10 protein-coding genes are annotated in these 15,488 nt (G+C 57.5%); 2 read left to right on the plus strand and 8 right to left on the minus strand.

The window, feature by feature from the left end:
- Positions 1 to 2: 2 nt before the first annotated feature.
- The 6 genes from astB to ACGK9W_RS13370 form a co-directional block, all read right to left on the minus strand.
- The gene (gene astB, locus ACGK9W_RS13345; protein ID WP_008169251.1) at positions 3 to 1,343 is read right to left on the minus strand and encodes an N-succinylarginine dihydrolase; all 1,341 of its coding nucleotides are present in this window, start codon (positions 1,341 to 1,343) and stop codon (positions 3 to 5) included.
- Positions 1,344 to 1,357: 14 nt separating this feature from the next.
- On the minus strand, positions 1,358 to 2,833 hold the full coding sequence (gene astD, locus ACGK9W_RS13350; RefSeq protein WP_053113022.1) for a succinylglutamate-semialdehyde dehydrogenase: 1,476 nt from the start codon (positions 2,831 to 2,833) through the stop codon (positions 1,358 to 1,360).
- Positions 2,821 to 3,921 (minus strand): arginine N-succinyltransferase, encoded by a 1,101-nt coding sequence (astA, locus tag ACGK9W_RS13355; protein WP_014578269.1) that lies wholly within the window; start codon positions 3,919 to 3,921, stop codon positions 2,821 to 2,823. The genes astD and astA overlap by 13 nt, the downstream gene beginning before the upstream one ends.
- A gap of 61 nt (positions 3,922 to 3,982) precedes the next feature.
- Entirely contained in the window at positions 3,983 to 5,002 is a 1,020-nt protein-coding gene (locus tag ACGK9W_RS13360; protein WP_092033293.1) for an arginine N-succinyltransferase, read from the minus strand.
- Positions 5,003 to 5,011: 9 nt separating this feature from the next.
- Complete coding sequence (locus ACGK9W_RS13365) at positions 5,012 to 6,226, minus strand: aspartate aminotransferase family protein (RefSeq protein WP_014578271.1); 1,215 nt, start codon at positions 6,224 to 6,226, stop codon at positions 5,012 to 5,014.
- 99 nt (positions 6,227 to 6,325) lie between these two features.
- Positions 6,326 to 7,786, minus strand: coding sequence for an exonuclease domain-containing protein (locus ACGK9W_RS13370; protein ID WP_104270741.1), 1,461 nt, complete (start codon positions 7,784 to 7,786; stop codon positions 6,326 to 6,328).
- A 280-nt stretch (positions 7,787 to 8,066) separates the two neighbouring features.
- Here ACGK9W_RS13370 and ACGK9W_RS13375 point away from each other — a divergent pair, with 280 nt between their 5' ends.
- Positions 8,067 to 8,876: a porin gene (locus ACGK9W_RS13375; RefSeq protein ID WP_104270742.1), complete on the plus strand. Its 810-nt coding sequence runs from the start codon at positions 8,067 to 8,069 to the stop codon at positions 8,874 to 8,876.
- A gap of 244 nt (positions 8,877 to 9,120) precedes the next feature.
- Here ACGK9W_RS13375 and aceF read toward each other — a convergent pair whose 3' ends face one another.
- Both aceF and aceE read right to left on the minus strand, forming a co-directional pair.
- Complete coding sequence (gene aceF / locus ACGK9W_RS13380) at positions 9,121 to 10,785, minus strand: dihydrolipoyllysine-residue acetyltransferase (protein ID WP_104270743.1); 1,665 nt, start codon at positions 10,783 to 10,785, stop codon at positions 9,121 to 9,123.
- Between the two features lie 10 nt (positions 10,786 to 10,795).
- Positions 10,796 to 13,459 carry a pyruvate dehydrogenase (acetyl-transferring), homodimeric type gene (gene aceE / locus ACGK9W_RS13385; RefSeq protein ID WP_053113028.1) on the minus strand — a complete coding sequence of 888 codons (2,664 nt, stop codon included), beginning with the start codon at positions 13,457 to 13,459 and terminating at the stop codon, positions 10,796 to 10,798.
- 661 nt (positions 13,460 to 14,120) lie between these two features.
- Between aceE and ACGK9W_RS13390 the strand changes: the two genes are divergently transcribed.
- On the plus strand, positions 14,121 to 15,485 hold the full coding sequence (locus ACGK9W_RS13390) for a KamA family radical SAM protein (protein WP_053113029.1): 1,365 nt from the start codon (positions 14,121 to 14,123) through the stop codon (positions 15,483 to 15,485).
- The last annotated feature ends 3 nt before the right edge of the window (positions 15,486 to 15,488 follow it).

Consider the following 15,488-nt stretch of genomic DNA (forward strand, 5'->3'; position numbering starts at 1 on the left):
TGCTAGAGCTGGAAATCGTAGATGGAGCCCAGGCCCATGATCCCGGTGAGTTCGTCCAGGGCTTTGCGAACCTCCTCCAGCAACATCGGATCGCCAAGCTCGTTCTGGCTGAGTTCATCCCGGTAATGGGCTTCCACCCAGGTGGTCAGGCGCTCATAGAGTTCATCGGTGAGCAACACACCCCGGTTGATGGCTTTCAGCTCATCGTCGTTGAGCACCACCCTCAACCGCAGACAGGCCGGGCCACCGCCATTGCGCATAGACTGCTTGACGTCGAACACTTCCACCGCGGTGATCGGCCCGCCGGACTTCACCAGGCCATCCAGATAACGGCTGACCGAAGCCACTTCTCGGCACTCGCCGGGCACCGCCAGCAGCATGCCGTCGGGTGTGTTCAGCAACTGACTGTTGAACAGGTAGGAGGCCACGGCATCTTCCAGCGGCACATCGGCACTGCTGACCCGGACCGCTTCCAGCTCGGCACCGGTGAGCCGCTCCCTGATGTCCGCCAGCACCTGCGCTTCGTTAAGAAACGCCATTTCATGGTAGAAAAGCGTATTACCGTTGCCCACCGCTATCACGTCGTTGTGGAAAACGCCGCCATCAATGGCGTCCGGATTCTGTTGGGCAAACACCGCATTCTGGTCCCTGAGACCATGCAGCCGTGCCACCGCCTGGGATGCCTCAAGCGTTTGCCGTGCCGGGTATTTCTTCGGAGCCGGAGCCTGCTCGTTGAACGCCATCTGGCCATACACAAACAGTTCCACGCCGGGCTCACCGTAACCGGCACACAACCGGGTGTGGTTGGCCGCGCCCTCATCGCCAAAGTGGCTCACTGATGGCAGCGCCGGATGGTGCGCAAAATAGCTCTCGTCGGCAAAAATGGATTTCAGAGCCCGTCCGGTCACCGCATGCTCAATGGAACGGTGGAACTTGGCGCTCAGGTTGGCCGGAGTGAAATGCACGCGATGGTCAGAGGTATCGGCACTCGGCGATACCGTGGCCGCATTGGCCGTCCACATCGGCGACGCAGAAGAGACTGCCGCCAGGATCGATGGACTGGATTTGGCCGCCTGCTCGAGAACGCGAGCGTCCGGACCTTCGAACCCCAGGGCCCGAAGTGTCGGAATATGCGGCCGCTCATGGGGAGGCAGAACGCCCTGCACATAGCCCCGGTCCGCAAGGCGCTTCATTTTGGCCAGGCCCTGCAGTGCCGCCTCTTTCGGATTCGAGACGGAACTGACATTGGATTTGGAGGCTACATTGCCCCAGGACAGTCCCGCGTAATTGTGGGTGGGACCGACCAGACCATCGAAGTTTGCTTCAACCGCGTGTTTCACCATGGCACTGGGTTCCGTTAATCGAAATTGAGGCCGGGTGCCAGAGACTCTGGCATCTCACTCTTGCCGGCCTCCAGAGAAGCCATGGGCCAGGCACAGTAGTCGGCAGCGTAGTAGGCGCTCGGGCGATGATTGCCACTGGCGCCAACACCACCAAAGGGCGCCGCGCTGCTGGCGCCGGTCAGCGGCCGGTTCCAGTTCACGATACCGGCGCGCACTTCTTCCACCAGCCGTTCATAGAGTTTCCGGTCGTCCGTCAGGATGCCCGCTGACAGCCCGTAGTGAGTATCGTTCGCCAGTGCCAGTGCATCATCAAAGCTCTTGTAGCGATACACCTTCAGCAAGGGGCCAAAGAACTCTTCATCGGTCACGTCCAGACCTGTGGCATCCACGATACCAGGCGACAGCAGGCCGGTTCCGGACTTCAGGGACTTCATCTCCAGCAGGGATTTGCCGCCCTTCTCAAGCAGGCTGGCCTGGGCCGCCAGGAGTTTTTCGGCGGCCTCCGCGGAAATCACGGAGCCCATAAACGGCTGCGGATCGGCATCGAACTCGCCGACCTTGATTCGGGCGGAGACTTCCACCAGCCGGTCGATGAACGCGTCACCTTTCTTGCCCTTGGGTACCAGCAGGCGACGTGCACAGGTACAGCGCTGACCGGCCGACAGGAAGGCCGACTGCAGGGCATGGTGCACTGCACCATCCACATCAGCCACATCCTGAACGATCAGCGGGTTGTTGCCGCCCATCTCCAGGGCCAGGATTTTCTCAGGCTGGCCACCGAACTGTTTGTGCAACAGATGACCCACGGTAGAACTGCCGGTAAAGAACAGGCCGTCAATCAACGGGTGGCCGGCCAGGGATTTGCCCGTGGCAGAAGCGCCCTGGACGAGGTTGATCACTCCATCGGGAATGCCGGCCTTCTCCCAGAGTTTTACCGTCAGCTCGGCGACCCCCGGGGTCAGCTCACTCGGTTTGAACACCACCGTGTTACCGGCGAGCAAAGCCGGCACTATGTGGCCATTCGGCAAATGCCCTGGAAAGTTGTAGGGGCCGAAAACCGCAACGACCCCGTGGGGCCGGTGCCTGAGCACGGCGTGACCACCGGCAACATCGGATTCAGATGTCCCGGTACGGTCGTTGTAGGCTTTCACGGAAATGCCGATCTTGCCGATCATCGCCGCCACTTCCGTGCGGGATTCCCACAGCGGCTTGCCGGTCTCCAGGCCAATCTGGTGTGCCAGCTCTTCCTTGTGAGCCTCAAGCAGTTCACCAAAGGCTTCAACAACGGCCTGGCGTTCGGCAAAGCTCTTGCGCTGCCACTTCACAAAGGCATTGCGGGCTTCACGAACGGCCGCATCCACATCCTCCAGATTGGCGCTTTCGCCATCCCAGAGTGTTTCACCGGTCACCGGCTGGACAGATTCGAATACCGGCCCGTGGCCCGGTAGCCAGAGCCCGTCGATAAACAGTTCACCCGTCAGCTTTGCCATTTCGATGCACCTCCCGGTACTGAGCTTCTATAACTATGTTTGGTCAGCAGCCCCGAGTCTTTCAAGGGGGCCAGGCGAACCGGATCGCCAGATTCAATCTGCAAGGCTTCGGCAACTTCAGGTGGCAGGCTGACGGTATCCGGTCCGATACAATCTATCGGCACGGTAGTCACCCGGAAATCCCGGAATGAGCGGTTCGAAACCATGACCCGCTCCTCAGATGGAACGTCCAGGTTGACCGGTTTGCGAGTGACCATGGCGTGCCGGTTCATGCCTTCGCGAACCGTCCGGACATTGTGAACGAAGGCTTCAACCACGGGCCCGCCATCAAATATGTCTACCAGTCCGTTGAAGTTGAACCCCTCGGACTGAAGCATCCGGAGTGCCGGAGCGGTGTTGTCATGGACCCGGCCGATCACGGCACGTGCGGAATCCGGCAACATGGACAGGTATATCGGATACTTGGGCATCAACTCGGCAATAAACGACTTGTTGCCCAGCCCCGAGAGCATGTCCGCTTCGCTGAACTCCATGTCGAAGAATTTGGTTCCCAGCGCGTCCCACAGAGGGCTCCGGCCGTTGGCATCCGACACGCCCCGCATTTCCGCGAAGATTTTTTCCGAGAAGTGTTTGCGGAATTCATCCAGGTACATGAACCGGCAGCGGGAAAGCAGCAGGCCGCTGCCTCCGCCTTTGTACTCATCGGAGAGCAGCAGGGAGCAGATTTCGCTGGTATCGGTCATGTCGTTTGACAGATGCAGCGTTGGAGTCCGCACGTGCACACCCAGCTCTTTCGAGGCATTGACGGTGACGCTCAGACGGTAATTGTAGAAAACTTCATCCAGACCAACGCGAGCCTGGATACCGCTGATACCGACCGTTTTCTTGCGTTCGGTATCCTCCAGAGCGAAGAGATAGAGCCCTGCTTCCGGTGCAATGCGCTGGTTGAAGGTTTCACGGGCGTGATTGATCTTCTTCTGCAGCAGCTCGCGATCCGCCGGCAGGGTGGTCAGCCCCTTCCCGGCGCTTTGGGCCATGGCATACAGGTCGTCCAGATCGTTTTCCTGCAACGGGCGAATTACCAGCATGGTGTCGCCTCCGTGATCCCGGCGGATTGATACGTAACTGCGTCCTCGGTGCCCGAATAGGTCATAGCGGCGCGATCCTTACCCGGTCACCCGCGGTCCGGTTCAGCGTATGCCAGGTCGAGACCGGCACCTTGAGTTTGTCGTCCAGTGTTTCGGCGACCGGTGTCAGGGTGCAGCGAAACTGTTCACCCTCGCCGGCGGCAATGAGACAGGTTTCGCCGGTGTCCTCGTTGGTCCCATGAAGTTCCTTCGGGTGACTGGTCACGAGGGTTTTCAGGCTGTCGGTACGAGCTTCAAGAACCGGACCGGCATCAAAAATGTCCAGATAGTTTCCCGGCTGGAACCCTTCCCGCTGGAGCAACTCAAAGTTGGGTACAGTAATCTGGTGCGGCTGACCCATCGCCTTCTGGGCCGATTCACTCAGCAGCGTCACGTAAATGGGATTGGGCGGCATGAGCTCTGCGATGAAGGTTTTACTGAGCTGCCCGGAGTACTGGTCCGCCGTTTCAAAATCCATATTAAAGAAATGCCGGCCAAGGCTGTCCCAGAAGGGCACGCTCCCGTCGTCCAGCTGAACGCCCTGGATTTCCACGGCCATACGCTGGGCAAACCATTCACGGTGATCAGCAATAAACAGAATCCGGGCCCGCGACAGCAACTCGAACGCATCCGTACCCTGCAGCCCCGGGCGGATCGAGAAAGAGCACAGCAGCGATACATCGGTCAGCGAGTGGGAGGGGTACAACACCTCCACACGGCGGGACACTCCCAGTTCATGGGAGGCATGGATCAGGGCATCCCGCCGGTAACTGTAAAAAGGCTGGCCATTGCCGGCATGGGCATCGATACCGGCCGTGCCGGCGATGTCTCCGGTCTCAGTGTCCTCAAGCACGAACAGGAACCTGGGAGGGTCATCCTCTGCGCTGATCCGGCCGGCAAACGACGCCAGGGACTGCTCGATCTTGTAGGCCAGGGCGTCGCCCTGTTTGGGCAGGGTGGAAGAAAGACGGGCACACTGGGTGCCCGCAATGGCGAGAATCTGGTCCAGATCATCCGGCTCAGCCGGACGTACCAGCCACATAAGATCTCCTTAGGCCGTCAGTTTTTTCACTGCCGCTTCGAAACGCTCGAGGGCTAATTCAATGTCCGGTTCCGGGATAATCAGGGATGGCGCCAAACGAATCACGTTTGCGCCGGCCACCAGAACCATCACGCCCTCTTCCAGCCCGGCGTTCAGGAAGTCCTTGGCCTTGCCCTGCCATTTCTCGGTGAGCACGCAACCGAGCAGCAGGCCGGCACCGCGCACTTCGGTGAACACGCCGTAGCGTTCGCCAATATCCATCATGCCCTTGCGGAGCTTGTCGGAACGGGCTTTCACACCCTTGAGAATCTCCGGCTGGCTGACGGTATCCACTACCCGCTGCGCCACGGCGCAGGCCAGTGCGTTACCGCCGTAGGTACTACCGTGAGTACCGACGCCCAGGCTGGCTGCAACCTTGGCCGTGGTCAGCATGGCTGCGACCGGAAAACCGCCGCCAAGCCCCTTGGCACTGGAGAGAATATCCGGCACCACGCCATACATCTGATAGGCGTAGAAGTGGCCACTTCGGCCAACGCCGGACTGAACCTCATCAAACACCAGCAATGCGTCATTTTCGTCGCACAAATCTCGCAGCCCCTGAAGGAATGCCTGGTCGCCGGGCATAACACCACCCTCACCCTGAATGGGCTCAACCACGATGGCACAGGTTTTCTCCTTCGAGATCAGTTTCTTCACGGATTCCAGATCGTTGAACTCGGCATGGTGAATGCCGCCGGGTGCCGGCTCGAAACCTTCCAGGTACTTGGGTTGGCCGCCTACGCTCACGGTAAACAGGGTGCGCCCGTGAAACGAATTCTTGAACGAAATGATCTCGTTCTTCTCTTTACCGTGATGCTCCCAGGCGTACCGACGGGCCAGCTTGAACGCCGCTTCGTTGGCCTCGGCTCCGGAGTTGGCGAAGAACACGCGCTCGGCAAAGGTGAGGTCACACAGAGTTTTCGCCAGACGCAGGGCGGGTTCGTTAGTCATCACGTTGGACAGGTGCCAGATTTTCTCAGCCTGATCGTGCAACGCGCCCACCAGCCCCGGATGGGAATGGCCCAGGCAGGTCACTGCGATGCCGCCCTGGAGATCGATGAACTCGCGGCCTTCCTGATCCCAGATCCGGGAGCCCTCTCCTCGCACCGGAATGATGGAACCGGGAGCGTAGTTGGGCACCATGACTTCATCGAACAGTTCGCGGCTGACGGGTTCTTTATTCATAAATCTCTCTCGGGAAAGCGGCTAAGCAATTAAAAATAGTTGAGTGGCCGCACCAAACAAGTAAGTAGGTGTGCGGACTCTTGCACCATAATACGCCACTCACGGCATAAGAACATCCGGTTCCCCGATGGCAGGCAATTCGATCACCTGCTGCCGTTCGTGCCCGCCCTTTTTTCTGTCCATGAGGGCGCCGATCAGAAGTTTGTAGGAATCCAGGTCAAAGGTGACTGCCTGGCCACTGAGTGAGAGATCCGCCAGTTCCTCCTCTTCATGGAGGGTGGCTACATGCATCCAGTTATAAACCACCAGGATGTCCGTGCGCCCGGACCGCTCATCCCGCTCAACGATCCCGACCGGCCCTTTCCAGGGCCAGGTTTTCAGTCGCAGGCCGTGGAAGGCAATCTGCACCCTGAGGTTATAGCGCTCGACATTCTCGAGTTCCTCACAGGCGCCCTTGCAGCGCCCCAGTGCGCGCTGGAAACAAGGACCCTCGTGCTCCGGCTCCAGGCCGAGTAGCCGGTTGCACAATTCATTCTTGGCCGCGATGCCGCTCAATGCCCGCTCGGCATCCCGCTTGCTGCGAAACAACCCGAAATAGTCCCCCAACCGGTGGGGCTCGATTTCACGAACCAGGCGCGCCTGGAGATACCCCGCCTCGTTTTTCGACAGCTCAATGCTCACCAGATTCTTGGCCGCCCGGGAGCGACGGTTGAACAGAGGCTTCAGGGTCTTGATCTGCTTGAGTTCCAGCAGGAGCGCGCCAAGCTCGCCGGCAGTTTCCGTCCACTCAACACGGCGCAGACTCTCGGACATTCTTACACCACGGGCAGAGTTATGATCGCCGGAAAAGTGCGAGGCCACCCGCTGGGCAATATTGGTGCTTTTGCCCACATATAGAAGTACATCGTTTTCGCCGTAAAACCGATATACCCCAGGGCCCCGGGGCAGGTCCTGAAGCGTATCCGACGGAAGGTGGGAAGGAATACTCGGCCGTTGCAGCAGCTCTCGGAGAGCCTTATCTAACTTCCCGTCGCCTTTTTCCGAACGTGCATGCTCAAAGAACGCAAGCATGGCGGACACATCGCCCATGGCCCGGTGGCGCTGAACCCGGGCAAGGCCATGGCGGGCAATCAGCGCGTCCATGTTATGCCGCCGGAATTCCGGATACAGCCGCCGGGAAAGCTTTACCGTACACAACACCTTCGCTGAGAACAGGCGCCCCAGTCTGCGGAATTCGGATTTGATAAAACCGTAATCAAAGCGGGCATTGTGAGCGACAAACACCTTGCCCTTGAGTTGCTCCTCCAGCTCATCCGCCACCTCTTCAAACAACGGGGCATCGGCGACCATTTCATTGGAAATGCCGGTAAAGTTCTCGATAAACGGGGATATCCGCGTTTCCGGATTCAGCAGCGTCTGCCACTCACCCACCACCTCGCCGGCCTGCCAGAACCGGATACCAATCTCGGTAATCCGGTCCCGGGCTGAATTACCGCCGGTGGTTTCAATATCAAGAAACGCGAACGTGGCTGACTCAATAACTGTACTTTCGGACGTCATGGAACAACTTTACGCCTCATTGGCAACTGCAGATGTCTGTATATGAACGAAAAGCTGTTATAGACATTCGTCTAATTTCTGCATGAATTTATTTAAATTGTCACGAATTCGTAACTACCTTGTTTTTGGGTCCAACAACAAAAATGTGTAGAGACAACAACGATGCAAAGCAACAAACTGAGATTGACAAATCGACGAAGAAATTTCTAACGGCGGTCGCGCCGGTAACTTTGCCAAAATCACAAAAGGCGACGCTGACACAGCCGACGGCCATTTTGGCATGGACGCAAATACCAGCCGTGTCGGTCTTTCTGTGGTTAATCCGGAAGGGGTCAAAGTTGTTGTCGAATTCGACTTCAGCAATAGCGCCAGCCTTGATCCGCGCCTGCGCCACGCTTATGGCGAATACAACAATGTCAGAATTGGTCGGTACTGGTCCAACTGTAACTCCTGGGTCGGCAACACTGCTAACGTGGACTTCGATGGCGTTCCGGGTACTGCTGGTGCACAAGACCGTACCGAGCAAATCACCTACATGAGCGGCCCGTTCTCCGTTTCACTGGAGAATGCTATCGACTACGGCGGAGTAGTAGGCGTAGCTCCGGTTCTTACACTTCAACCCGACGGAACGCAACAGCTAGAGCCAACACCGGGCCAAGATAGAGGCACCGTCGCCAGCTCTCCTGCACTGACTGCAAAGTTTGAAGATTCACAGGGTGGATTTTCTTACGCAGCAGCCGTCATGGCCAAGCAAACAGCTTACGACACAGGTTCGGCCGATGATTCAGCCATCGGTTTTGCCGGTTTCCTGGCTGGTAAAATTGCCATTACCGATATGATCTCAATCCAGGGTGCGATCAACTATGCAGATGGCGCCAATGCGTATGTATATCGCGCGGGTAGCAACTTTGCCGGAGCAGACGCAGCAACCACGACTGAGCAGAACACGTCCATGTATATCAACTATATGTGGAGCCCGGTTGATAAGGTTAGCATGGGCGTACAGTTCGAGAATCTGGAAACTGAAAGCCAAGGCGGAGCCGACGGCGACGCAAATCGTCTCATGTACGTAGCACAATACAGCTTCTAATCCTTCCGTTAGAAGTTAGTTAACTCAGCAGAAACCCCGGCTCCGGCCGGGGTTTTTGTTTGTGCGAAAAAGCGATCAGGAAAGAGCCAGAACGACAAAGGCCGGTGCGGCTTTTCAGAACTGTAGAGGGCCAGGGATGGCCCGAAACAAGCGCACAGGGATGTGCTTGTAGCGTGTTCTGAAAAGCCGCACCGGCCTTTGTCGCGCCACCCAACCCTCAGGCTGGGTGACAACTAGCTTCCTATCACAGCAGAAGGGAACGAATATCCCCAAGAAGCTGACTGAGCACCGTGGTAAACCGGGCGGCATCCGCCCCGTTTACTGCACGGTGATCGTAAGACAGCGACAACGGCAGCATTAACCGGGGCTGGAACTCCTTGCCATCCCAAACCGGCTTCATCGCCGCCTTGGAAACCCCAAGTATCGCCACCTCCGGCGTATTCACGATCGGCGTAAATGCCGTGCCGCCAATACCACCCAGACTGGTGATGGTAAAACAGGCACCCTGCATCTCTGCCGGCTTCAACTGCTTGTCCCGGGCTTTCTGGGCAAGCTCGGCGCTCTCGGCAGCAAGCTCCCACAAGCCCTTCTTGTCCACATCCTTGATAACCGGCACCATCAGCCCGTTGGGCGTATCCACCGCAATCCCGATGTGAATGTACTTCTTGCGAACCACCTCCTTGCGCTCCATGTCCAGGGACACGTTGAACTGGGGCAGTTCTGCCAGCGCCGTGGCACAGGCCTTCAGCAGGAACGGCAACGGCGTCATTTTCACGCCCTTCTTCTCGCCGGCTGCCTTCTGGGCCTTGCGGAAATCCTCCATGTCGGTGATGTCCGCATCCTCGAACTGGGTGACGTGAGGCACGTTCAGCCAGCTGCGCTGCATGTTGTTGGCCGTAGCGAACATCATCCGCGACATGGCCTCACGCTTCACTTCACCAAACTGGCTGAAGTCTGGCAGCTTGACCCCGGGGATACCGGAGCCGGTGGCAACACCGCTACCCTGCTGAGCCTGCTTCAGCTGGCTCTTCACATAGGCGTGGACATCGTCCTTGATAATCCGGCTCTTCGGGCCAGAGCCCTTGATGCGGGCCAGATCGGCACCCAGCTCACGGGCCAGCTTGCGAACAGCAGGGCCAGCATGGACCTTCGCGCCAGGCGTGGGCGGCTCATAGGTTGCACCCTGAGGTTCAGGGGCAGACTCTACTTGCTGCTTTGGCTTCTCTTCGGACTCGGGCTCCGACTTCGCTTCCTTCGCCGGTTCTTCAGACGCCGGCTCGGAGTCGTCTTCCGATTCGCCGCCCTCTTCCTGAACGGTCATCTCCAGCAGCTCATGGCCCTCGGAGAGCTTGTCACCCTCGGACACCAGGATCTTGCCCACTTTGCCCGAGTACGGCGAGGGAATCTCCATGGTGGCCTTGTCCGATTCCACGGTAACCAGCGGATCGTCAGCCTCGATGGTATCGCCTTCGGCGACATTGATTTCGATTACCGGAACATTGTCGAAGCCATCCAGCGCAGGAACCTTCACGGTCTCCTTGCGTGAGCCACCGGAAGCCTTCTTCGGCGCCGGCTTGCTCTCTTCGGATTTCTCCTGCTCCTTGGCTTCGCTCTTTTCCTCAGCTTTTCCTTCCGGCTCTTTCTTGGAATCGTCAGAGCCACCACCATCGGCACTGGCTTCCATCATCCCTACGACGTCGCCTTCCTTGACCTTGTCGCCCACCTTAACGGTGATCTTGGTAATCTTGCCGGCTCCGGGCGACGGCAGCTCCACGGAGGCCTTGTCTGACTCTACGGTCAGAATCGGATCTTCTGCTTCAACCGAATCCCCTGCGCTGACGGTGATTTCGATAACCTCGACCTCATCCGCACCGCCGAGATCCGGAACCTTGATTTCCTGTTCACTCATGGCGGTCTCCTTAGCTCAGCACCGGGTTCGTTTTGTTGCGATCGATTCCGTACTTGCGCATGGCTTCGAGAACCACATCGTTCTTCACCTCACCGTCCTTGGCCAGAGCTGACAGCGCCGTGACTGTTACGTAGTAACGGTCGACTTCAAAGAAGCTGCGCAGCTTTTCCCGGGTGTCGCTGCGGCCAAAGCCGTCGGTGCCCAGGGTCAGGAAGGTTTTCGGGATGAACGCCCGGAGCTGCTCGGAGTGCAGCTTGATGTAATCGGTGGAAGAAACCACTGGCCCGGTCTGCTTCTCCAGACACTGGGTAACATACGCCTTCTTCGGCTTGTCATCTGGGTGCAGGCGGTTCCAGCGCTCTACGTGCAGGCCCTCACGGGCGAGCTCGTTGAAGCTGGTAACACTCCACACATCGGAGGCAACACCCCAGTCGTCTTTCAGCATCTGGGCGGCAGCGCGCACCTCGTTGAGGATAGCGCCCGCACCAAGCAACTGAACCCGAGGCGTCTTCTTGTTGCCCTTGGTTTCAACAGACTCGAACTTGTACATGCCCTTGATAATGCCGTCTTCGCAATCCTTGGGCATGGCAGGCTGTTCGTAGTTCTCGTTTTCGATGGTCAGGTAGTAGAAGACGTTCTGGTTGTCCTCGAACATCTCCTTCATACCCTTGCGGAGCACGACCGCCATTTCATAACCATAAGCCGGATCGTAGGCTTTACAGTTCGGAATGGTGTTGGCCAGCACGTGACTGTGGCCGTCCTGGTGCTGCAGGCCTTCGCCGTTCAGGGTGGTCCGGCCGGCGGTACCGCCGATCAGGAAACCACGGGCCTGGATGTCACCGGATGCCCACGCCAGATCGCCAACCCGCTGGAAACCGAACATGGAATAGAAGATGTAGAACGGAATCAACGGGAAGTTGTTGGTGCTGTAGGAGGTCGCTGCCGCCATCCACGCTGCCATGGAGCCGTCTTCGTTGATGCCTTCCTCAAGAATCTGGCCTTTCTTGTCTTCCCGGTAGTACATGATCTGGTCACGGTCTTCCGGCACATACTTCTGGCCCTCGGCGGTGTAGATGCCGAGCTGACGGAACATGCCTTCCATACCGAAGGTACGGGCTTCGTCGGGCACGATGGGTACCACACGCTTGCCGATGCGCTTGTCCTTGGTCAGAGCTGTCAGGATACGGACGAAGGCCATGGTGGTGGAGATCTTCCGGTCGCCGGAGCCCTCCAGTACCGCTTTGAAGATGTCCAGATCAGGAATCTGCAGCGGCTGGCAATCCTTGCGGCGCTTGGGATAGAAACCACCCAATTCCTGCCGGCGCTTCTTCATGTAGACGATTTCCGGGCTATCCGGCGCTGGCCGGTAGTAGGGAACGTCCTTGAGCTCCTCATCCTTCAGCGGCACTGCAAAGCGGTCGCGGAACGATTTAAGCTGCTCGATATCGAGCTTCTTCAGAGAGTGAGCGGTATTCTGCGCCTCGCCGGCCTCACCAAAGCCATAGCCTTTGATGGTATGAGCCAGTATGACGGTCGGACGCCCACCGTTCTTATTGATGGCATGATGGAAGGCTGCATAGATCTTGTAAGGATCATGGCCACCCCGGTTGAGCTTGTTGATCTCCTCATCCGACAGGTCCTCAACGAGCTTGGCTGTTTCGGGGTACTTGCCGAAGAAATTCTTACGGGTATAGGCCGGGCCATTACTCTTGAAGTTCTGAAGGTCGCCGTCACAGACCTCGTCCATGACGCGCTGCATCTTCCCTTCTTTGTCCCTCTCGAACAGGGGATCCCAGTGGCGACCCCAAACGACCTTCAACACGTTCCAGCCGGCACCGCGGAAGACACCCTCAAGTTCCTGGATAATCTTGCCATTACCACGGACTGGGCCGTCCAGACGCTGAAGGTTGCAGTTAACCACAAAGATCAGGTTGCTGAGGTTTTCCCGGCCGGCCATGGAGATAGACCCCAGGGTTTCCGGCTCGTCACACTCGCCGTCACCGACAAAGCACCAGACCTTGCGATCGCCCATCTCGATGAGCTCCCGGCTGTCCAGGTACTTCATTACGTGGGCCTGATAAATGGCCTGAATCGGGCCCAGACCCATGGAAACCGTGGGGAACTGCCAGTAATCCGGCATCAACCAGGGGTGCGGGTAAGACGAAAGGCCGGTGCCATCTACCTCTTCGCGGTACTTGTCGAGATCTTTTTCATCGAACCGGCCTTCAAGATAGGAACGTGCATAGATGCCCGGAGATGAGTGCCCCTGGAAATAAACCAGATCGGATTCGCGCTTTTCGTCGCCACCATGGAAGAAGTAGTTAAAGCCAACATCGTAGAGGGTCGCAGCCGACGAGAACGAGGAGACATGGCCGCCAAGATCTCCGGGACGCTGGTTGGCGCGCATAACCATGGCCATGGCATTCCAGCGGATCAGGGAGCGAATACGGCGCTCCATGAAGAGGTCGCCGGGCATCGGCGCCTGCTGGGACACAGGAATACTGTTCCGGAATGGCGTGGTAATGGAATATGGCAGTTCGGTTCCGTCACGGCTCGCCCGTTCAGAGAGCCTCTCAAGAATGTATTTGGCCCGGTCTACGCCTTCGTTCTCGATCAGAGATTCCAGCGCGTCCAGCCATTCACTGGTTTCAATGGGATCATCGTCCTGGTACATCAAACCCTCCCCTTGGCATCAAAAAGTGCAGCGCCGCCACGATCAGCAGCCGGGCGCGTTGCGGTGTCGATAAGCTGCGATGAAATGCAGTGTTTTGTTGTGGGTATGTCAGCCTGACAGGTGTACCGGCTCCCAGTACACAGAACCTGTACAAAGCATAGAACAGCTTTCACACTTTTCCTGCCCGATCGCACCCGATTTACGGGCTTTTGGCCCCACGAATGATCGGTATGCCGATGAAGCGCGCGGATCAGCCAACCCATTTTGTCGTCTTTTTACTACATTTTTAACGCTAAATTCAATTTACACCCTATCCAAATCCATTTCAGGGGCGCTCTTTGCGGTTACTTACGGAAGAATGACCGTTTTTGGACCATCAGACAACCAGACTGCGACCAATGTCGTAGCATTCTTATCAACCGGAAAATTGATTACCACGCTAAACGATATCCTCGCCGCAATTCGCTACACATTCGCCGCCGTTAGCGATTTTTGTTGAATATTCTGAGCCTTCAACTCTTCTACCCATCTAATTTACCGGAACTTTTTAATTAGACCTGAAAATAATCCCCCGTTTATGTATACTCGCCTGCCTGATTTTTAACCACCGAAAAGTGGTCGGACCACTTTTTCCGTCATTGGCACCAACAGAGGGCGATCTATGAACTCCATCGTCACCTTTCCGAACCGGATTCCCACTACCGAGTTCGAGGAACGGCGTTTCAAGGTCTACACAGACCGCCAGCTCGACAAGATTGAAGTTATTCAGAATCTCCCTGAGGAGACGCTGTTTGAAATGAAGGTGGTAGCCAGCGTGCTACCGTTCCGGGTCAACGAATATGTGATCAATGAACTGATCAACTGGGACAAGGTTCCCAACGACCCGATCTATCAGCTTGTCTTCCCCCAGAAAGGCATGTTGAAAGAAGAGCATTACGAGCGCATGGCAACAATGCACCGGGAAGGTGCCGACAAAAAAGAGATCCAGGCGGTTGCCAAGGAAATCCGGGATGAACTGAACCCGCACCCGGCAGGCCAGATGGAAATGAACATGCCGGAGCTCGACGGTGAGGTGCTGGACGGCGTTCAGCACAAGTACCGCGAAACAGTGCTGTTTTTCCCGGCCCAGGGTCAGACCTGCCACTCTTACTGCACCTTCTGTTTCCGCTGGGCACAGTTTGTCGGTGACAAGGACCTGAAAATGGCCAGCACCGAAGCCGAGAAGCTCCACGGCTACCTGCAGGAGCACACCGAGGTAACCGACCTGTTGGTGACCGGTGGTGATCCAATGGTCATGAAAACCAAGAACCTGGTGCAGTATCTCGAGCCACTGCTGCAGCCCGAGTTCGACCACATCCAGACCATCCGCATCGGCACCAAGGCCCTCACCTTCTGGCCCTACCGCTTTGTGACCGACAAGGATGCGGATGAGCTGATCGATCTGTTCGCTCGTCTCGTGGACGCCGGCAAGCACGTGGCCATCATGGCCCACTACAACCACTGGCAGGAAATCACCACCGAGATCGCCGAAGAGGCCATCCGACGTATCCGCGCCACCGGCGCCGAGATCCGAGCCCAGGGCCCGCTGATCAAGCACGTCAACGACGATGCCGACGCCTGGGCAAAACTGTGGAAGAAGGAAGTGCAGCTGGGCATCATCCCCTACTACATGTTTGTAGAGCGGGACACCGGTGCCAAAAACTACTTTGAAGTACCTCTCGCCGAAGCCTTCCACATCTATCGGGAAGCCATGAAAAAGGTCAGCGGCCTGGCCCGGACCGCCCGCGGCCCCTCCATGAGCGCCGGCCCCGGCAAGGTGGAGATTCAGGGTATAACTGAAATCAACGGCGAGAAGGTGTTCGTCCTGCGCTTCCTGCAGGGTCGTAATCCGGACTGGGTTCAGCGCCCGTTCTTCGCCAAGTACAGCGAGACGGCCACCTGGCTACACGAGCTGGAACCGGCCTTTGGCGAAGAGAAGTTCTTCTTTGAAGATGAGTATGAAGCCATGAAGAGGGGCAACGGCTAAAGG

Source organism: Marinobacter flavimaris (assembly GCF_045057155.1).
Lineage (GTDB): Bacteria > Pseudomonadota > Gammaproteobacteria > Pseudomonadales > Oleiphilaceae > Marinobacter > Marinobacter manganoxydans.

Excerpts from the sequence above, each read along its gene's own strand:
- astA (WP_014578269.1), bottom strand. The coding sequence starts at position 3,921 with ATGCTGGTAATTCGCCCGTTGCAGGAAAACGATCTGGACGACCTGTAT.
- ACGK9W_RS13360 (WP_092033293.1), bottom strand. The coding sequence starts at position 5,002 with ATGTGGCTGGTACGTCCGGCTGAGCCGGATGATCTGGACCAGATTCTC.
- astD (WP_053113022.1), bottom strand. The coding sequence starts at position 2,833 with ATGGCAAAGCTGACGGGTGAACTGTTTATCGACGGGCTCTGGCTACCG.
- ACGK9W_RS13390 (WP_053113029.1), top strand. The coding sequence starts at position 14,121 with ATGAACTCCATCGTCACCTTTCCGAACCGGATTCCCACTACCGAGTTC.
- ACGK9W_RS13375 (WP_104270742.1), top strand. The coding sequence starts at position 8,067 with ATGGACGCAAATACCAGCCGTGTCGGTCTTTCTGTGGTTAATCCGGAA.
- ACGK9W_RS13365 (WP_014578271.1), bottom strand. The coding sequence starts at position 6,226 with ATGAATAAAGAACCCGTCAGCCGCGAACTGTTCGATGAAGTCATGGTG.
- aceE (WP_053113028.1), bottom strand. The coding sequence starts at position 13,459 with ATGTACCAGGACGATGATCCCATTGAAACCAGTGAATGGCTGGACGCG.
- ACGK9W_RS13370 (WP_104270741.1), bottom strand. The coding sequence starts at position 7,786 with ATGACGTCCGAAAGTACAGTTATTGAGTCAGCCACGTTCGCGTTTCTT.
- aceF (WP_104270743.1), bottom strand. The coding sequence starts at position 10,785 with ATGAGTGAACAGGAAATCAAGGTTCCGGATCTCGGCGGTGCGGATGAG.
- astB (WP_008169251.1), bottom strand. The coding sequence starts at position 1,343 with ATGGTGAAACACGCGGTTGAAGCAAACTTCGATGGTCTGGTCGGTCCC.